Raw genomic sequence first — 13,945 nt, forward strand, 5'->3', positions numbered from 1 at the left:
GCTCAGCGGGTGCAGCCCGGGCCGCTGCGCCCCATGGTGGGTTCGAACGCGAGGCCGACGCGCGTGTCCTCGGTTTCGCGATAGACCAGCGCGCTGCACATGTTGCCTTCCGTTTCGAAGTCCTGGTAATAGCGTGCGTCCTGGTCCGGCAGCAGGCTCACGCCCGCGGAACAGAAGTAGTTCATGTAGCCGTCGCTGCTGGAGAAGTTCGCGCCGACCGTGATGCGCTGTCCTGCCGGAATGCGGGCGCGGCCATCTTTTTCCCGGGGCAGGATCTGCGCCGGGCCGTCCGCACAGATCCAGGTGGTGGCGCCGGGCGGCACGCGCAGCGAGGCCGAAGGCGTTCCCGCCGGCATACGGTAGATGCTCATGCACGCCGTGCAGGACAGCACGAGGACGACGGGAAGCAGGAAGCGGGTCAGTCGCATCACGAGGCACCTCCCTGCTTGGGAGCGGGCTTCACGACCGGCTCCAGCCGGGAGATCACATCGGCAGCGGAAAGGGCGTCCGGCTCTTCGCCGGGAACGACCAGGATGTAGGCATAGGTGGCGGGCTTTCCGCCGAGCGCATTGACCTTGCGCTCGCTGCTGCGGCGGTCGTCGATGGCGTCGGGCAGGCTGGTGTAGAAGATGAAGTGGCTGCCGCCCTCGCGCTGGGCGACCTCGGCGCAGCGGAACAGCAGGTAGGTGGCGACCTTGTCGGGCGTGATGTAGCCGTTGCCGGAGAAGCCGACCTTGATAAGGCGGCCCGGGCCCGGCTGGTCCCAGTAGCCGCCCGTCAATCCGAGGATGGGATTGCTGGCGCTGTGATAGCCCGTTGCGCACGCGGACAGCAGCATCGCCATCGTCGCGGCGCCCAGAAAGTGGCGTTTCATCGTTGGTTTCCCCTGAGTGATCGAGCGCATGCCGCGTCGCGGCCGGATGCCTCCCCAGGCATCCGCGCTGGGCCGGAGTATGGCGGGCGCGCGAGGGGCGACTCAAGGGGGTGGGTGCGACGCTCTGGTAGCCTTGGGCGGGAACGGGAAACGGCACGGGGTAGGGGATGGACGAGGTGGCGATCGGCATGGCGGTGGACGCCATGTACGCGATGATTTCCGGCCCGGCTGGTCCCCGCGACTGGTCGACGCAGGAGGCGGTCTTCCATCCGGACTGCCGGCAGATCCGCACCGGCGTGGACGCCGAAGGCAAACCGTGGCGCTTGTCGTTCACGCTGGCGGAGTACCGCACGAATGCGGATGAGCTGCTGGCGAAGATGGATTTCTTCGAGGTCGAGACCGCGCGCGAAATGCGCGTGTTCGGCAACATCGCCCACGTCTGGAGTGCCTACGAGGCACGCACCGCGCCCGACGATGCCGTGCCGGAGCGGCGCGGCATCAACAGCATCCAGCTCTACAAGGGCGAAGACGGCTGGAAGATCATCCACATGATCTGGGACAACGAGCGCGACGGCGTGCCGCTGCCCGCCGTCGGCTAGTCCGCTTCAGTCCGTGCCGGCGACGCGGCCGCGCAGCGAGTTGCTCAGCGCCTCGGTGATCACCACGTCGACGAACTGGCCGATCAGTCGCGGATGGGCCGGGAAGTTCACCGAACGCATGTTCTCGGTCTTGCCGGTCAGCTCGTTCGGGTTCTTCTTCGACGGACCTTCCACCAGCACCGACTGCACGGTGCCGACCATGCGCTGCGAGATGCCGGCGGCATAGGCGTTGATGTGCTGCTGCAGACGCTCCAGGCGCGCATGCTTCACGGCGTCCGGCGTGTCGTCTTCCAGGTCGGCGGCGGGCGTGCCGGGACGGCGCGAGTAGATGAAGCTGAAGCTCTGGTCGAAACCGACATCCTCGAGCAGCTTCATCGTCTTCTCGAAATCGGCGTCGGTTTCGCCGGGGAAGCCGACGATGAAGTCCGAGCTGATCGAGATGTCCGGCCGCACCGCGCGCAGCTTGCGGATCTTCTGCTTGAACTCCAGCGCGGTGTAGCCGCGCTTCATCGCCGACAGCACGCGGTCGCTGCCCGCCTGCACCGGCAGGTGCAGGAAGTTGGCCAGCTGCGGCACGTCGCGGTAGGCGTCCACCAGCGAGTCGCTGAATTCCAGCGGATGCGAGGTGGTGAAGCGGATGCGGCCGACGCCGTCGATTTCGGCGATGGTGCGGATCAGCAGGCCCAGGTCGGCGACTTCGCCGTCACCGTATGGGCCACGATAGGCGTTGACGTTCTGGCCGAGCAGGTTGATCTCGCGCACGCCCTGGGCGGCCAACTGCGCGACTTCCACCAGCACGTCCTCGAACGGGCGGCTGACCTCGGTGCCGCGGGTGTAGGGCACCACGCAGAACGAGCAGTACTTGGAGCAGCCTTCCATGATCGATACGAACGCCGACGGGCCTTCGGCGCGGGGCTCGGGCAGGCGGTCGAACTTCTCGATCTCGGGGAAGCTGATGTCGACCTGCGGCCTGTTCTGTTCGCGGCGGGCACGGATCAGCTCCGGCAGGCGATGCAGGGTCTGCGGGCCGAACACCAGGTCCACATAGGGCGCGCGCTTCACGATGGCTTCGCCCTCCTGGGAAGCCACGCAGCCGCCGACGCCGATGATGACGTCGCGCCCCCCGTTCTTCAGCGCCTTCCAGCGACCGAGCTGGCTGAACACCTTCTCCTGCGCCTTCTCGCGGATGGAGCAGGTGTTGACCAGCACCACGTCGGCTTCTTCGGGGTTGTCGGTCAGCTCCAGGCCATCGGAGGCGGCGAGCACGTCGGCCATCTTGGCCGAGTCGTACTCGTTCATCTGGCACCCGTGGGTCTTGATGTAGAGCTTCCCGCGGACCTGGTCGGGCGTGCGGGGACGGCCGATGGGCAGGGGGACGAGGGCGGGATCGGTCACGGCGGAGCCGGCCGTGGTCGGCAGTTCGGGGGCTTGCGTCCCGGTCATGGCGCTTAATCCAGTCGGGTGGGCGGGCAGGGCCGCGTAGTCTACGCGGCCAGCGGACGGCCGGTCACCGGCCCGGATGGCGTTGATAGGGGTTATTGGACCCGGCAAGGGTCGCCGTGCGCCGATGTGTCGAACTCAGACCGGCTGCACAGATTGGAGGAAACCTTTGTTGGACAAGGACTTGGCAATCACCCGGGAATTCGGGACACTGCGCGGCATGAGGGGGACTCTGACGCTTCTGGCCGTGCTGGCCGCGTTGACCGCACTGCCGGCCAGCGCGGGCACGCTGTACAAGTGCACCGGCAACGACGGTGTGCCGAACTACGTCAGCAAGCGCGTCAGCGGCGCCAGTTGCGAAGTCGTGAGCCGCTATACGCCCGACCGCAGCCGCCCGGCGCAGGTCGCATCCGTCTCCCGTCCCGCCGAGGCCACGCCGGCCATCGGCGCCGCCACCGCGCCCGCCCTGTCCGATTCGGCCGGCGCCATCGTTCCGGCCGCCGTGCCGGCGACGCCGCCGGCCGCGACCGGCCCGCGCCGCGTGGTCAGCGGACAGGTGTACTCCTACATCAAGGATGGCGTGCGCCACTACACGAGTGCCCGCCCGCAGGGCGGCACCCAGGTGGCGAGCCTGCGCACCATCAAGTACAGCTACATCGAAACCTGCTTCGCCTGCGGCAATCCGGGCGTCGACTTCGGCCGGCTGCGCCTGAACACCTCCGCCTACGCGGCCGAGATCGCCGCCGCCTCGCGCGAGTTCGGTGTGGAGGAATCCATCCTGCGCGCGATCATGCACGCCGAGTCCTCGTACAACCCGATGGCGCTGTCGCACGCGGGTGCGCAGGGTCTGATGCAGCTCATGCCGGCGACGGCGCGCCGCTTCGGCGTGACCGACTCCTACAACGCCGGCCAGAACATCCGCGGCGGCGCGCAGTACCTGTCCTGGCTGCTGAAGCGCTTCAACGGCAACCTGACGCTGGCCGCCGCCGGCTACAACGCCGGCGAAGGCGCGGTGGACCGCCACGGCGGCGTCCCGCCGTACAAGGAAACCCAGCGCTACGTCGAGCGCGTCGCCGTCCTGGCCGACCGTTACCGGCACGCCGTCGCCGCGCGTTGAGCCGCGGCGGACGCCTTCGGGCGCATACAAGTCCTTGATTCCATGGCAGCCGTTGTCGGCCCATTAAGCCATCCGTTACACTTCGACGTCTTTTGCGGTCGCCCCGGGGTAATGGGGGCGGCCTTGGCAGCCTTTTTAGCTACCTGATTGTTTTGCGGAGTGCCGGATGGCCATCGATGGGGTCAATGGGCCTGTGAATACGGGCCGACGCCGGTTCCTGACTGCAACCACCGCGGTGGTGGGTGCAGTGGGTGCCGGTATTGCAGCAGTACCTTTTATCAAGTCGTGGAATCCGAGCGCACGGGCCAAGCTGGCCGGTGCTCCGGTGACCGCCGACCTCACCGGCCTGCAGGAAGGTCAGCGCCTGATCCTGGAATGGCGCGGCCAGCCCATCTGGATCGTCAAGCGCTCCAAGGCGATCCTGGATGCGCTGCCGACGCTGGACAGCCACCTGCGCGATCCGCAGTCGGCCAACAAGGACCAGCAGCCGTCCTACATCACCGGTGAACTCCGTTCGGTCAAGCCCGAAATATCGGTGCTGGTCGGCCTGTGCACCCACCTGGGCTGCTCGCCGGAAATGGCCGCCGAGATCAAGCCCCAGCCGTACGATCCGGACTGGAAGGGCGGCTACTTCTGCCCCTGCCACAAGTCGCGCTTCGACATGGCCGGCCGGGTGTTCCAGAACGTGCCCGCGCCGACCAACCTGGTGGTGCCGCCGCACTTCTACCAGGACGACAACACCATCGTGATCGGCCTCGATCCGCAAGGGGGCGCGTAAGCCATGGCGAACATCATCACCCGCACCGCCGATGGCGTGGTCGACTGGTTCAATGCGCGCGCGCCGGGCTTCATGCCCGTGTACCGCAAGCACATGAGCGAGTACTACGCGCCCAAGAACTTCAACATCTGGTACATCTTCGGCGTGCTGTCGATCGTGGTTCTGGTCAACCAGATCCTGACCGGCATCTTCCTGACGATGCACTTCAAGCCGAGCGCGGCGGAAGCCTTCGCCTCGGTCGAATACATCATGCGCGACGTGGAGTGGGGCTGGCTGATCCGCTACATGCACAGCACGGGTGCCTCGCTGTTCTTCATCGTCGTCTACATCCACATGTTCCGCGGCCTGATGTACGGCTCGTACCAGAAGCCGCGCGAGCTGGTGTGGATCCTCGGCATGCTGATCTACCTGGTGCTGATGGCCGAGGCCTTCCTGGGCTACGTGCTGCCGTGGGGCCAGATGTCGTTCTGGGGCGCCAAGGTCATCATCTCGCTGTTCGGTGCCATCCCGGTGATCGGCAACGGCCTGACCGAGTGGATCATGGGCGACTACCTGCCCAGCGACGCCACCCTCAACCGCTTCTTCGCCCTGCACGTGATCGCGCTGCCGCTGGTGCTGTTGCTGCTGGTGGTGCTGCACATCTTCGCGCTGCATGAAGTGGGTTCGAACAACCCGGATGGTGTCGAGATCAAGAAGGGTCCGAAGGGCAACCGCTGGTCGCCCACCGCCCCGGCGGACGGCGTGCCGTTCCATCCGTACTACACGGTCAAGGACGGTTTCTACGTCGGCTGCTTCCTGATCTTCGCGGCGTTCATCGTGTTCTTCGCGCCGGCCATGGGTGGCTGGTTCCTGGAGCACGACAACTTCACCGAAGCCAACAAGCTGGTCACGCCGGAGCACATCAAGCCGGTGTGGTACTACACGCCCTACTACGCGATGCTGCGCGTGGTGCCCAACAAGCTGGGCGGCGTGCTGGTGATGTTCGGCGCCATCGCGATCCTGTTCCTGGTGCCGTGGCTGGATCGCGCCAAGGTGAAGTCGTATCGCTATCGCGGCGTGCTGTCCAAGGTGTTGCTGGGCGTGTTCGCGATCTGCTTCGTCTGGCTGGGCAAGATCGGCGCCGGTCCGGGTACGGATCCGGTGGAAACGATCGTCGGCCGCTTCCTGACTGCGTTCTACTTCCTGTTCTTCCTGACCATGCCGATCTGGACCAAGATCGACAAGACCAAGCCAGTGCCCGAGCGGGTGACGACGCATGACTAAGACTTTCGCCTCTCGCCTAGCTGTCTTCGCCAGCGGGTTGCTGATTTCGTTCTCCGTGTTCGCCGCCGGCGGCGGCGCCACCCTGCAGGCCGGCAACGACCTCGGCGACCGCGCGTCGCTGCAGCGTGGCGCGCAGCTGTACATGAACTACTGCGCCGGCTGCCATTCGCTGAAGTACATGCGCTACTCGCGCATGGCCGAGGACCTGGGCCTGACCGAAGACAAGGTGATGAAGAACCTCAACTTCACCGGCGCCAAGTTCGGCGAACAGATCCAGGTCTCGATGCCGCACGACCCGGCCACCAAGTGGTTCGGCAAGATGCCGCCCGACCTGAGCGTCATCTCGCGCGTGCGTGGCAGCGACTGGATCTACACCTACCTCAAGTCGTTCTACCTCGACGAGTCGCGTCCGCTGGGCTGGAACAACAAGTTGTTCCCCAACGCGTCCATGCCCAACCCCTTGTGGGAGCTGCAGGGCATGCAGCACGCCGAGTACGGTCAGCCCGACGCGGCCACCGGCGAGCGGCACGTGGAAAGCCTCAAGGTCACGCAGGCCGGCCGACAGGATGCACGGGCGTTCGACCAGACCGCGCGCGACATCACCAACTTCCTGGAGTATGTCGGCGAGCCGGCTGCCCTGAAGCGCCAGAGCATCGGCGTGTGGGTGATCCTGTTCCTGTCGGCGCTGACGTTCCTGGCCTACCTGCTGAAGCAGGAGTACTGGAAGGACGTCCACTAGGCGGCGTCGCGCGTCCGACGCCGCGGTGCAGGCCAAGCGCCTGCACCGGCAAGAAAAGCCGGGCAGGGGGTTGCTTGGCTTTTTCGGGCGGGGATTGCACACTCAGGGACCGTGGCGACCGTCGGCAAGGGGCTGGCGGCGTCAGTGCGATCGGCGGATTCCGATCGTCGGAGAGCCGTGAATGGCTGCGAGTCCACGTATGCGCAATACACTGACGTTGTTTTCCTCCACCGATGACGTGCTCTGCCACCGCGTGCGGCTGGTACTCGCCGCGAAGGGCGTGAGCTACGACCTGGTGCCGGTGGATCCGCAGAATCCGCCCGAAGACCTCATCGATCTGAATCCCTACCATTCCGTGCCCACCCTGGTGGAGCGCGACCTGGTGCTGTACGCCGCGTCGGTGGTCAGCGAATACCTCGACGAACGCTATCCGCATCCGCCGCTCATGCCGGTCGACCCGCTTTCTCGCGCGCGCCTTCGCTTGGCCATGCTGCGCATCGAGCACGACTGGGTGCCGCAGGTGCAGGCCATCCAGCTGGGCAACAAGCAGCAGGCCGAAGCCGGCCGCAAGCGCCTGAAGGAACTGCTGACCGCCTCGGTGCCGCTGTTCAAGGCCAGCAAGTTCTTCCTCAATCCCGAGATGAGCCTGGCCGACTGCGCGATGGCCCCGATCATCTGGCGCCTGCCGTCGCTCGACGTACCGCTGCCGAAGGACGGCAAGGCGATCGAGGACTACGGCAACCGCATCTTCCGCCACCCCGGCTTCTTGCGCAGCCTGACGGACGCGGAGAAGAAGCTGCGCGAGATTCCGGCCTGACCGACCGCCGTGCAAGACCAGGCCAGACGCGATCCCGCATCGTGATTGGCCGCCGAGAAGTGAAATGACCGACGCCTCTTCCCGCATGACCAGCCATCGTCCGTACCTGCTGCGGGCGCTGAACGAGTGGATCGCCGACAACGGGATGACACCGCACCTGCTGGTCGACGCGACGATGGCGGGCGTGCAGGTGCCCGCGAGCGCGGTGAAGGAAGGCAAGGTGGTGCTGAACATCGCCGAGCGCGCGGTCGTGCGGCTGATGATCGACAACGACGCGGTCAGCTTCACGGCGCGGTTCGGCGGCGTCAGCCATGCGGTCCATGTGCCGATCAGCGCGGTGCTGGCGATCTATTCGCGCGAGACCGGGCAGGGCATGGCGCTGCCGGACGACGTCCCGCACGACACCGACGCCGCCGGCGATGACGACGATGTCGTCACGTCGCAGGACGCACCGCCCGACGACGATACGCCGCCCTCCGGCGGTGGAGGCAAGCGCCCCCCGTTCCTGCGCGTGGTGAAGTAGACGAGGTACACGGCGTATCCGGTCGACCGGGCCGCCGACCGCGACGGCTCAGTGCCGATCGATCGGCGTCACCGACGGGGCGACCGGCCCCACGAACGACACCAGCTGGCCTTTACGCAGCACCAGTCGACCGACATGGCGATCGATGCCGTCGTACGAATACTCGAAGCGGAAGCTGCGCTCGAAACCCAGCCAGCCGTCCTCGCCGCGGCACAGCCGTACTCCGTTGGCGTGCACGCTCTGGTCCAGCCAGATGACGCCCGCGGCCTTGCACGCATTGCGGCCCAGCAGGCCGGCACGTTCGGCGGCCGCGCGTGCGGCGTTCCAGTAGGCGAACGCGGCACCGCCGGCGATCAGCCACAGCAAGGCGCTCAAGGGCGACATGCGAACCTCACGGCGCGGGGCCCAGCTTCATCGACAGGTCGATGGCGCGGACATGCTTGGTCAGGCCGCCGATCGACACGAAGTCCACGCCGTCTTCCGCGATGCCGCGCAGCGTCGTCAGGTCCACGCTGCCGGAGACCTCGAGCGGGATGCGACCGTCGTACGGTGCCGCCTTGGCGCGACGCACGGCCTCGCGCCGGGCATCGGCATCGAAGTCGTCGATCAGGATGCGCTCGCAGCCTTCCGCCAGCGCCTCGTCGAGTTGCGCGAGGGTTTCCACTTCCACGATGAGGGGCAGCGAGGGCTGCGCGCTGCGGGCGGCATGGATGGCCGCCGCCAGCGAGCCCGCGGCCCGCACGTGGTTTTCCTTCAGCATCACGGTGTCGTACAGGCCGATGCGGTGGTTCTGTCCGCCGCCGCAACGGACCGCGTACTTCTGCGCAAGACGCAGGCCCGGCAGGGTCTTGCGCGTATCCAGGATCGTGCAGCCGGTGCCGCGCACGGCATCGACATACTGGGCGGTGACGGTGGCGGTGCCGGACAGGGTCTGAAGGAAGTTCAGCGACGAACGCTCTGCAGTGACCAGCGCACGTGTCCGCCCCGCCAGCGTGGCCAGCACGGTGCCGGCGGGCACACGATCGCCGTCCTGCACACGCCAGTCGATCCGCACGTCGGGATCGAGCGCACGATGGCAGGCATCGAACCAGGGGCGACCGGCAACGACGGCGCTCTCCTTGCACAGCAGATAGGCGATGTCAGCCTTATCCGGCAGCAGGGCGGCGGTGACGTCGCCGCTGCCGACATCCTCCGCCAGTGCGCGCGCGACATCCGAGGCCACGACGTCCGCCGGCGGTGGTGTCGGGCGCTGGCTCATCGCGCGGGGAAGTCGGTGACCTGTGCGGTGGCGATCGCCTCCTCCGCGAGCAGCACGGGGATGCCGTCCTCGACGCGGTAGACGGTCTTGCGGTCGTGCGTGACCAGCGCCTCGCGCAGTGCGTCGGTCTGCGCGGTGTCGTCGGCGCGCTTGACCTGCCCGTCGCCGATGGCGCGGTTAAGTGCTTCCAGTCCGCGCGCATCGAGTACGGCCAGCGGCTGGCGGGTGGTGGGGCAGCAGAGGAGGTCGAGCAGTTTGCGGTCCATGTGGGGGACTCGATCAGCGGTTCGGTCAGGAGGGTAGAATACGTCTTTGCGACCGAGGACGGCCATGACCGCCAGCGTTTCCAGCCCCGTCGTGGGCATCGTGATGGGTTCCCGCTCCGACTGGGAGACCATGCAGCATGCCGCGCAGAAGCTGGATGCGCTGGGCGTTCCCTACGAAGTGAAAGTCGTCTCCGCGCATCGCACGCCGGACGTGCTGTTCTCGTACGCGGAAGCAGCGGCGTCGCGCGGACTGCGCGCCATCATCGCCGGCGCTGGCGGTGCCGCGCACCTGCCCGGCATGCTCGCGGCGAAGACGGCGGTGCCGGTGCTGGGCGTGCCGGTGCAGTCGAAGGCGCTCAATGGCATGGATTCGTTGCTGTCCATCGTGCAGATGCCGGCCGGCATCCCGGTGGCGACGTTCGCCATCGGCAATGCGGGCGCGGCCAATGCCGGCCTGTTCGCGGCGGCGTTGCTGGCACCGGAGCATCCGGCGATCGGCACCGCGCTCGACGCCTTCCGCACGCGCCAGACCGATGATGTGATGGCGCACGACGATCCGCGCCAGCCGCTATGACCACGGTCGGCATCCTTGGCGGCGGGCAGTTGGCCCGCATGCTCGCGCTCTCGGGTGCGCCGCTCGGCCTGCGCTTCCTCGTGATGGATACCGCGCCGGATGCCTGCGCCGGGCAATTCGCGCCGTTGCTGGTGGGCGACTACCGCGATGAAGCCGCACTGGCCGAGTTCGCCTCCAAGGTGGATGTGGCCACGTTCGATTTCGAGAACGTGCCGGCGGAAAGCGCGGAGTGGCTTGCCGGTCGTGTGCCGGTGTTTCCCAATCCGCGTGCGTTGGCCGTCGCGCAGGATCGTCTGGTCGAGAAAACGTTGTTTCAGCAGCTCGGCATCCCGGTTGGTGCGTTCGCCGATGTCGGCAGTCCCGACGTGCTGCGTTCGGAAGTCGAGCGACTCGGCGGCGCGTGCATCCTCAAGACGCGGCGCCTGGGCTACGACGGCAAGGGCCAGTTCCGCATCAAGTCGCCGGCCGACGTCGATGCCGCCTGGGAGGCGTTGGGTGCGCAGGCGGCCACCGTCGGACTGATCGTCGAGGCCTTCATCCCGTTCGAGCGGGAGCTGTCGGTGGTCGCGGTACGCGGCCGCGATGGCGAATTCCGCACCTGGCCGCTGACCGAGAACTGGCATGTCGACGGCGTGCTGTCGGCGAGCCTGGCACCCGCGCGCGTCGATGCGGCACTGGCGGATGCTGCCTGCGCGCATGCGCGGCGCTTGGCCGAGTCGCTGGATTACGTGGGTGTATTCGCACTTGAGCTGTTCTACCGCGACGGTGCGTTGCTCGCCAACGAGATGGCGCCGCGCGTGCACAACTCCGGCCATTGGACGATCGAAGGCGCGGAGACCTCGCAGTTCCAGAACCACCTGCGCGCGGTGCTCGGGCTGCCGCTGGGCGATACGCGCGTGCTGGGCCAGGCCTGCATGCTCAACTGGATCGGCGAAATGCCGGATGCGCGCGCCGTGCTGCAGGAAGCCGGCGGCCATTGGCACGACTATGGCAAGGAATCGCGCGCGGGCCGCAAGGTGGGTCATGCCACGCTGCGTGCGGACGATGCCTCGTCGCTGGCCCAGGCGCTGGCGCGCGTGGGGGCGGTGCTCGGACGCGAGGCCCAGGTGGCGCCCGTCGTGGCGAGGTTGTCCACCTAGGGCGTTCCGCTGAAGATGCAAAAGAAAACGGCCGGGTTTCCCCGGCCGTTTTCATGTGCAGCGTTGGCCCGTGCTCAGCGCAGGTTGCCGGCCACGAAGTCCCAGTTCACCAGTGCCCAGAACGATTCCACGTACTTGGGACGGGCGTTGCGGTAGTCGATGTAGTAGGCGTGCTCCCACACGTCGATGGTCAGCAGTGGCTTGTCCTCGCCGGTCAGCGGGGTGGCGGCGTTGGAGGTGCTGGCCAGCGCCAGCGAGCCGTCCGGACGCTGCACCAGCCAGCCCCAGCCGGAGCCGAAGGTGCCGATCGCGGTCTTGGTGAACTCTTCCTTGAACTTGGCGAAGTCGCCGAAGGCCTTGTTGATCAGCTCGGCCAGCTTGCCGGTCGGCTCGCCGCCGCCATTGGGCTTCAGGCCGTTCCAGTAGAAGGTGTGGTTCCAGACCTGGGCCGCGTTGTTGAACATGCCGCCCTGCGACTTGCGCACGATCTCTTCCAGCGACGCGTCGGCGAACTCGGTGCCCTCGATCAGCTTGTTGAGGTTGTCGACGTAGGTCTTGTGGTGCTTGCTGTAGTGGAAGTCGATGGTCTCGCCGGAGATATGCGGTTCCAGCGCGGTGCGGTCGTAGGGCAGGGGGGGCAGTTCGATGGCCATGGCTTGGTTCCTTACGCTAGGCGGGTCAAGAGGACGTGCCCAGCATCGGCGGGCGATGCAAAGGCTTACACTATGCGAGCCGCAGGTACGCCCTGCGGAACGGACCGAAAGTGTACCCGACGGTGGTTGCCAAACCGTCAACGAAGGAGAAATCAGCATGCCGGTGATGGAACGCATCCAGGCCGAAGTGGATGGCCACCCGATCGTCCTTTTCATGAAGGGCACGCCGCAGTTCCCGATGTGCGGTTTCTCCAGCCGAGCCGTGCACGCGCTGCGCGAAGCGGGCGCCGAACAGCTCCATGTGATCAACGTGCTCGAAGAACCCGAGATCCGTGCCAACCTGCCGCGCTTCTCCAACTGGCCGACGTTTCCGCAGCTCTTCATCAATGGCGAGCTGATCGGTGGCTGCGACATCACCCTGGAACTGCACGAGTCGGGCGAGCTGCAGCGCATCGTGACCGAGGCTTACACGCCGTGAGTCTGCTCGGACTGCCGACGCGCACGCCGCGCGCGCTGGACCAGCGCGTCGTGCTGGTCAGCGGTGCGCACGGCGGCCTGGGCAGTGCGGCCGCGGTCGCATGTGCGGAAGCGGGGGCGACGGTGGTGCTGCTGGGGCGCAAGGTGCCGAAATTGAATCGCGTGTACGACGCGGTGGCGCAGGTCGGGGCAGAGCCTTTGCTGTATCCGCTCGACCTGGAGGGCGCGACGCCCGACGACTACGCCGAACTGGCCGATCGGATCCATGGCGAACTCGGCCGTCTCGACGGCGTCCTGCATTGCGCGGCCGAGTTCAAGGGGCTGACGCCCCTCGAGCACACCGACCCGGCGGCCTTTGCGCGCGTCGTGCACGTCAACCTCACTGCACCGTGGTGGCTGTCGCAGGCCTGCCTGCCGCTGCTGAAGCAATCGGATGACGCGGCGCTGGTCTTCAGCGTCGATGACCTGGCGCGCGTCGGGCAGGCATATTGGGGGGCTTACGGCGTCGCCCAGCACGGATTGACCTCCATGGTGGGCATGCTGCACGCCGAACTGGCCACCAGCACGGTCCGTGTGTCCGCGTTGCAGCCCGGGCCGATGCGTACCGGATTGCGCTCGCGCGCCTATGCCGACGACACCGATGCGCAGGCGCGCGACGCCGGCGACTATGCGGGCGCCTGTGTCACCCTGCTGTCATCTGCAGGCGCCGAGTACAGGGGGCAGATATGGAAGGTGCGGGCATGACCGTCCTCTCGGCGGCCCTGCTGCTGTTCCTGATCCTGGACCCGCTGGGCAACATCCCGGTGTTCCTCAGCGTGCTCAAGCCGCTGCCGCCGCGCCGGCAGCGCATCGTGGTGGTACGTGAGCTGCTGATCGCCCTGGTCGTGCTGATGCTGTTCCTGTGGGGCGGCAAGTACGCCCTGGAGTTGATGCACCTGCGCCAGGAATCGGTCGCGATCGCCGGCGGCATCGTGCTGTTCCTGATTGGCGTGAGGATGATCTTTCCGCGGCCGGAGGGCCTGATGGGCGAGCTTCCCGGCGGGGAGCCCTTCATCGTGCCCTTGGCCATTCCGCTGGTGGCCGGTCCGTCCGGCATGGCGGCCGTCATGCTGATGGGCAGCAATGACCCGTCCCGGCTCGGCGACTGGAGCCTGGCCCTGTTGCTGGCCTGGGGGGCGACGGCGGTGATCCTGTTCTCCGCGACCGTCCTCTACAAATGGCTGGGGCGGCGCGTGCTGACCGCGATCGAGCGGCTAATGGGCATGCTTCTGGTCGCCATTTCCGTGCAAATGGTGCTGGACGGCATCGGTACGTACCTGAAGCTCACGCCCCCCAACATCTGACGGAGCCAGGCCGGCTGCCAGATGGCCGGATCGTCGAACGAGCCCGGCACGACCGCGCCCCGTCGACCGTGCTGCACTGCGGAAA

The 13,945-nt window shown here is 67.0% G+C and carries 19 protein-coding genes; 12 read left to right on the top strand and 7 right to left on the bottom strand.

Translation table 11 applies throughout. From position 1 onward, the window contains the following. Positions 1-2: 2 nt before the first annotated feature. Positions 3-428: a hypothetical protein gene (locus ACSQ1W_RS02850; RefSeq protein ID WP_436041583.1), complete on the bottom strand. Its 426-nt coding sequence runs from the start codon at positions 426-428 to the stop codon at positions 3-5. Next, the gene (locus ACSQ1W_RS02855) at positions 428-874 is read right to left on the bottom strand and encodes a CC0125/CC1285 family lipoprotein (RefSeq protein WP_436041584.1); all 447 of its coding nucleotides are present in this window, start codon (positions 872-874) and stop codon (positions 428-430) included. Before ACSQ1W_RS02855 ends, ACSQ1W_RS02850 begins: the two co-directional genes overlap by 1 nt. A gap of 167 nt (positions 875-1,041) precedes the next feature. On the opposite strand from ACSQ1W_RS02855, the gene ACSQ1W_RS02860 reads away from it, so the two are divergent. Continuing rightward, entirely contained in the window at positions 1,042-1,473 is a 432-nt protein-coding gene (locus ACSQ1W_RS02860; protein ID WP_436041585.1) for a hypothetical protein, read from the top strand. A gap of 6 nt (positions 1,474-1,479) precedes the next feature. Here the strand turns inward: ACSQ1W_RS02860 and miaB are convergent, their stop codons facing one another. After that, the gene (gene miaB, locus ACSQ1W_RS02865) at positions 1,480-2,916 is read right to left on the bottom strand and encodes a tRNA (N6-isopentenyl adenosine(37)-C2)-methylthiotransferase MiaB (RefSeq protein ID WP_436041586.1); all 1,437 of its coding nucleotides are present in this window, start codon (positions 2,914-2,916) and stop codon (positions 1,480-1,482) included. Positions 2,917-3,133: 217 nt separating this feature from the next. On the opposite strand from miaB, the gene ACSQ1W_RS02870 reads away from it, so the two are divergent. From ACSQ1W_RS02870 to ACSQ1W_RS02895, 6 genes are all read left to right on the top strand, one after another. Further along, entirely contained in the window at positions 3,134-4,030 is an 897-nt protein-coding gene (locus tag ACSQ1W_RS02870; RefSeq protein WP_436041587.1) for a lytic transglycosylase domain-containing protein, read from the top strand. Between the two features lie 166 nt (positions 4,031-4,196). Then, the gene (gene petA / locus ACSQ1W_RS02875) at positions 4,197-4,808 is read left to right on the top strand and encodes a ubiquinol-cytochrome c reductase iron-sulfur subunit (protein WP_192269993.1); all 612 of its coding nucleotides are present in this window, start codon (positions 4,197-4,199) and stop codon (positions 4,806-4,808) included. A 3-nt stretch (positions 4,809-4,811) separates the two neighbouring features. Next, entirely contained in the window at positions 4,812-6,071 is a 1,260-nt protein-coding gene (locus ACSQ1W_RS02880) for a cytochrome b (protein ID WP_192269991.1), read from the top strand. Beyond that, positions 6,064-6,810 (top strand): cytochrome c1, encoded by a 747-nt coding sequence (locus ACSQ1W_RS02885; RefSeq protein WP_436041588.1) that lies wholly within the window; start codon positions 6,064-6,066, stop codon positions 6,808-6,810. The genes ACSQ1W_RS02880 and ACSQ1W_RS02885 overlap by 8 nt, the downstream gene beginning before the upstream one ends. Positions 6,811-6,991: 181 nt before the next feature. Beyond that, the gene (locus ACSQ1W_RS02890; protein ID WP_192269987.1) at positions 6,992-7,627 is read left to right on the top strand and encodes a glutathione S-transferase N-terminal domain-containing protein; all 636 of its coding nucleotides are present in this window, start codon (positions 6,992-6,994) and stop codon (positions 7,625-7,627) included. Positions 7,628-7,691: 64 nt separating this feature from the next. After that, the gene (locus ACSQ1W_RS02895; RefSeq protein ID WP_192269985.1) at positions 7,692-8,150 is read left to right on the top strand and encodes a ClpXP protease specificity-enhancing factor; all 459 of its coding nucleotides are present in this window, start codon (positions 7,692-7,694) and stop codon (positions 8,148-8,150) included. A 48-nt stretch (positions 8,151-8,198) separates the two neighbouring features. Here the strand turns inward: ACSQ1W_RS02895 and ACSQ1W_RS02900 are convergent, their stop codons facing one another. From ACSQ1W_RS02900 to ACSQ1W_RS02910, 3 genes are read right to left on the bottom strand one after another with little or no spacing between them, the layout of a single operon-like run. Beyond that, on the bottom strand, positions 8,199-8,534 hold the full coding sequence (locus ACSQ1W_RS02900) for a DUF3301 domain-containing protein (protein ID WP_192269983.1): 336 nt from the start codon (positions 8,532-8,534) through the stop codon (positions 8,199-8,201). 7 nt (positions 8,535-8,541) lie between these two features. Beyond that, positions 8,542-9,408 carry a carboxylating nicotinate-nucleotide diphosphorylase gene (gene nadC / locus ACSQ1W_RS02905; RefSeq protein WP_436041589.1) on the bottom strand — a complete coding sequence of 289 codons (867 nt, stop codon included), beginning with the start codon at positions 9,406-9,408 and terminating at the stop codon, positions 8,542-8,544. Continuing rightward, positions 9,405-9,674: a Trm112 family protein gene (locus ACSQ1W_RS02910; protein WP_192269979.1), complete on the bottom strand. Its 270-nt coding sequence runs from the start codon at positions 9,672-9,674 to the stop codon at positions 9,405-9,407. The genes nadC and ACSQ1W_RS02910 overlap by 4 nt, the downstream gene beginning before the upstream one ends. Before the next feature lie 64 nt (positions 9,675-9,738). Here ACSQ1W_RS02910 and purE point away from each other — a divergent pair, with 64 nt between their 5' ends. Then, on the top strand, positions 9,739-10,248 hold the full coding sequence (purE, locus tag ACSQ1W_RS02915) for a 5-(carboxyamino)imidazole ribonucleotide mutase (protein WP_192269977.1): 510 nt from the start codon (positions 9,739-9,741) through the stop codon (positions 10,246-10,248). Next, positions 10,245-11,387 (top strand): 5-(carboxyamino)imidazole ribonucleotide synthase, encoded by a 1,143-nt coding sequence (locus tag ACSQ1W_RS02920; protein WP_436041590.1) that lies wholly within the window; start codon positions 10,245-10,247, stop codon positions 11,385-11,387. Before purE ends, ACSQ1W_RS02920 begins: the two co-directional genes overlap by 4 nt. 74 nt (positions 11,388-11,461) lie before the next feature. Here ACSQ1W_RS02920 and ACSQ1W_RS02925 read toward each other — a convergent pair whose 3' ends face one another. After that, complete coding sequence (locus ACSQ1W_RS02925) at positions 11,462-12,040, bottom strand: superoxide dismutase (protein ID WP_436041591.1); 579 nt, start codon at positions 12,038-12,040, stop codon at positions 11,462-11,464. Positions 12,041-12,197: 157 nt separating this feature from the next. Here ACSQ1W_RS02925 and grxD point away from each other — a divergent pair, with 157 nt between their 5' ends. From grxD to ACSQ1W_RS02940, 3 genes are read left to right on the top strand one after another with little or no spacing between them, the layout of a single operon-like run. Then, positions 12,198-12,518 (top strand): Grx4 family monothiol glutaredoxin, encoded by a 321-nt coding sequence (gene grxD / locus ACSQ1W_RS02930; RefSeq protein ID WP_192269971.1) that lies wholly within the window; start codon positions 12,198-12,200, stop codon positions 12,516-12,518. Next, positions 12,515-13,261 carry an SDR family NAD(P)-dependent oxidoreductase gene (locus ACSQ1W_RS02935; RefSeq protein ID WP_436041592.1) on the top strand — a complete coding sequence of 249 codons (747 nt, stop codon included), beginning with the start codon at positions 12,515-12,517 and terminating at the stop codon, positions 13,259-13,261. The genes grxD and ACSQ1W_RS02935 overlap by 4 nt, the downstream gene beginning before the upstream one ends. After that, the gene (locus ACSQ1W_RS02940) at positions 13,258-13,860 is read left to right on the top strand and encodes a YhgN family NAAT transporter (RefSeq protein WP_436041593.1); all 603 of its coding nucleotides are present in this window, start codon (positions 13,258-13,260) and stop codon (positions 13,858-13,860) included. The genes ACSQ1W_RS02935 and ACSQ1W_RS02940 overlap by 4 nt, the downstream gene beginning before the upstream one ends. Positions 13,861-13,945: the final 85 nt, after the last annotated feature.

This window comes from Pseudoxanthomonas sp. LjRoot143, assembly GCF_964252945.1.
Taxonomy (GTDB): Bacteria; Pseudomonadota; Gammaproteobacteria; order Xanthomonadales; family Xanthomonadaceae; genus Pseudoxanthomonas_A.

What these genes read in the sequence shown, in the direction of transcription:
- ACSQ1W_RS02900 (WP_192269983.1), bottom strand. Translation starts at nt 8,534, where the DNA reads ATGTCGCCCTTGAGCGCCTTGCTGTGGCTGATCGCCGGCGGTGCCGCG.
- ACSQ1W_RS02890 (WP_192269987.1), top strand. Translation starts at nt 6,992, where the DNA reads ATGGCTGCGAGTCCACGTATGCGCAATACACTGACGTTGTTTTCCTCC.
- ACSQ1W_RS02925 (WP_436041591.1), bottom strand. Translation starts at nt 12,040, where the DNA reads ATGGCCATCGAACTGCCCCCCCTGCCCTACGACCGCACCGCGCTGGAA.
- ACSQ1W_RS02870 (WP_436041587.1), top strand. Translation starts at nt 3,134, where the DNA reads ATGAGGGGGACTCTGACGCTTCTGGCCGTGCTGGCCGCGTTGACCGCA.
- ACSQ1W_RS02860 (WP_436041585.1), top strand. Translation starts at nt 1,042, where the DNA reads ATGGACGAGGTGGCGATCGGCATGGCGGTGGACGCCATGTACGCGATG.
- petA (WP_192269993.1), top strand. Translation starts at nt 4,197, where the DNA reads ATGGCCATCGATGGGGTCAATGGGCCTGTGAATACGGGCCGACGCCGG.
- ACSQ1W_RS02910 (WP_192269979.1), bottom strand. Translation starts at nt 9,674, where the DNA reads ATGGACCGCAAACTGCTCGACCTCCTCTGCTGCCCCACCACCCGCCAG.
- ACSQ1W_RS02940 (WP_436041593.1), top strand. Translation starts at nt 13,258, where the DNA reads ATGACCGTCCTCTCGGCGGCCCTGCTGCTGTTCCTGATCCTGGACCCG.
- ACSQ1W_RS02885 (WP_436041588.1), top strand. Translation starts at nt 6,064, where the DNA reads ATGACTAAGACTTTCGCCTCTCGCCTAGCTGTCTTCGCCAGCGGGTTG.
- purE (WP_192269977.1), top strand. Translation starts at nt 9,739, where the DNA reads ATGACCGCCAGCGTTTCCAGCCCCGTCGTGGGCATCGTGATGGGTTCC.
- ACSQ1W_RS02850 (WP_436041583.1), bottom strand. Translation starts at nt 428, where the DNA reads ATGCGACTGACCCGCTTCCTGCTTCCCGTCGTCCTCGTGCTGTCCTGC.
- miaB (WP_436041586.1), bottom strand. Translation starts at nt 2,916, where the DNA reads ATGACCGGGACGCAAGCCCCCGAACTGCCGACCACGGCCGGCTCCGCC.
- ACSQ1W_RS02880 (WP_192269991.1), top strand. Translation starts at nt 4,812, where the DNA reads ATGGCGAACATCATCACCCGCACCGCCGATGGCGTGGTCGACTGGTTC.
- ACSQ1W_RS02920 (WP_436041590.1), top strand. Translation starts at nt 10,245, where the DNA reads ATGACCACGGTCGGCATCCTTGGCGGCGGGCAGTTGGCCCGCATGCTC.
- nadC (WP_436041589.1), bottom strand. Translation starts at nt 9,408, where the DNA reads ATGAGCCAGCGCCCGACACCACCGCCGGCGGACGTCGTGGCCTCGGAT.
- ACSQ1W_RS02855 (WP_436041584.1), bottom strand. Translation starts at nt 874, where the DNA reads ATGAAACGCCACTTTCTGGGCGCCGCGACGATGGCGATGCTGCTGTCC.
- ACSQ1W_RS02895 (WP_192269985.1), top strand. Translation starts at nt 7,692, where the DNA reads ATGACCGACGCCTCTTCCCGCATGACCAGCCATCGTCCGTACCTGCTG.
- grxD (WP_192269971.1), top strand. Translation starts at nt 12,198, where the DNA reads ATGCCGGTGATGGAACGCATCCAGGCCGAAGTGGATGGCCACCCGATC.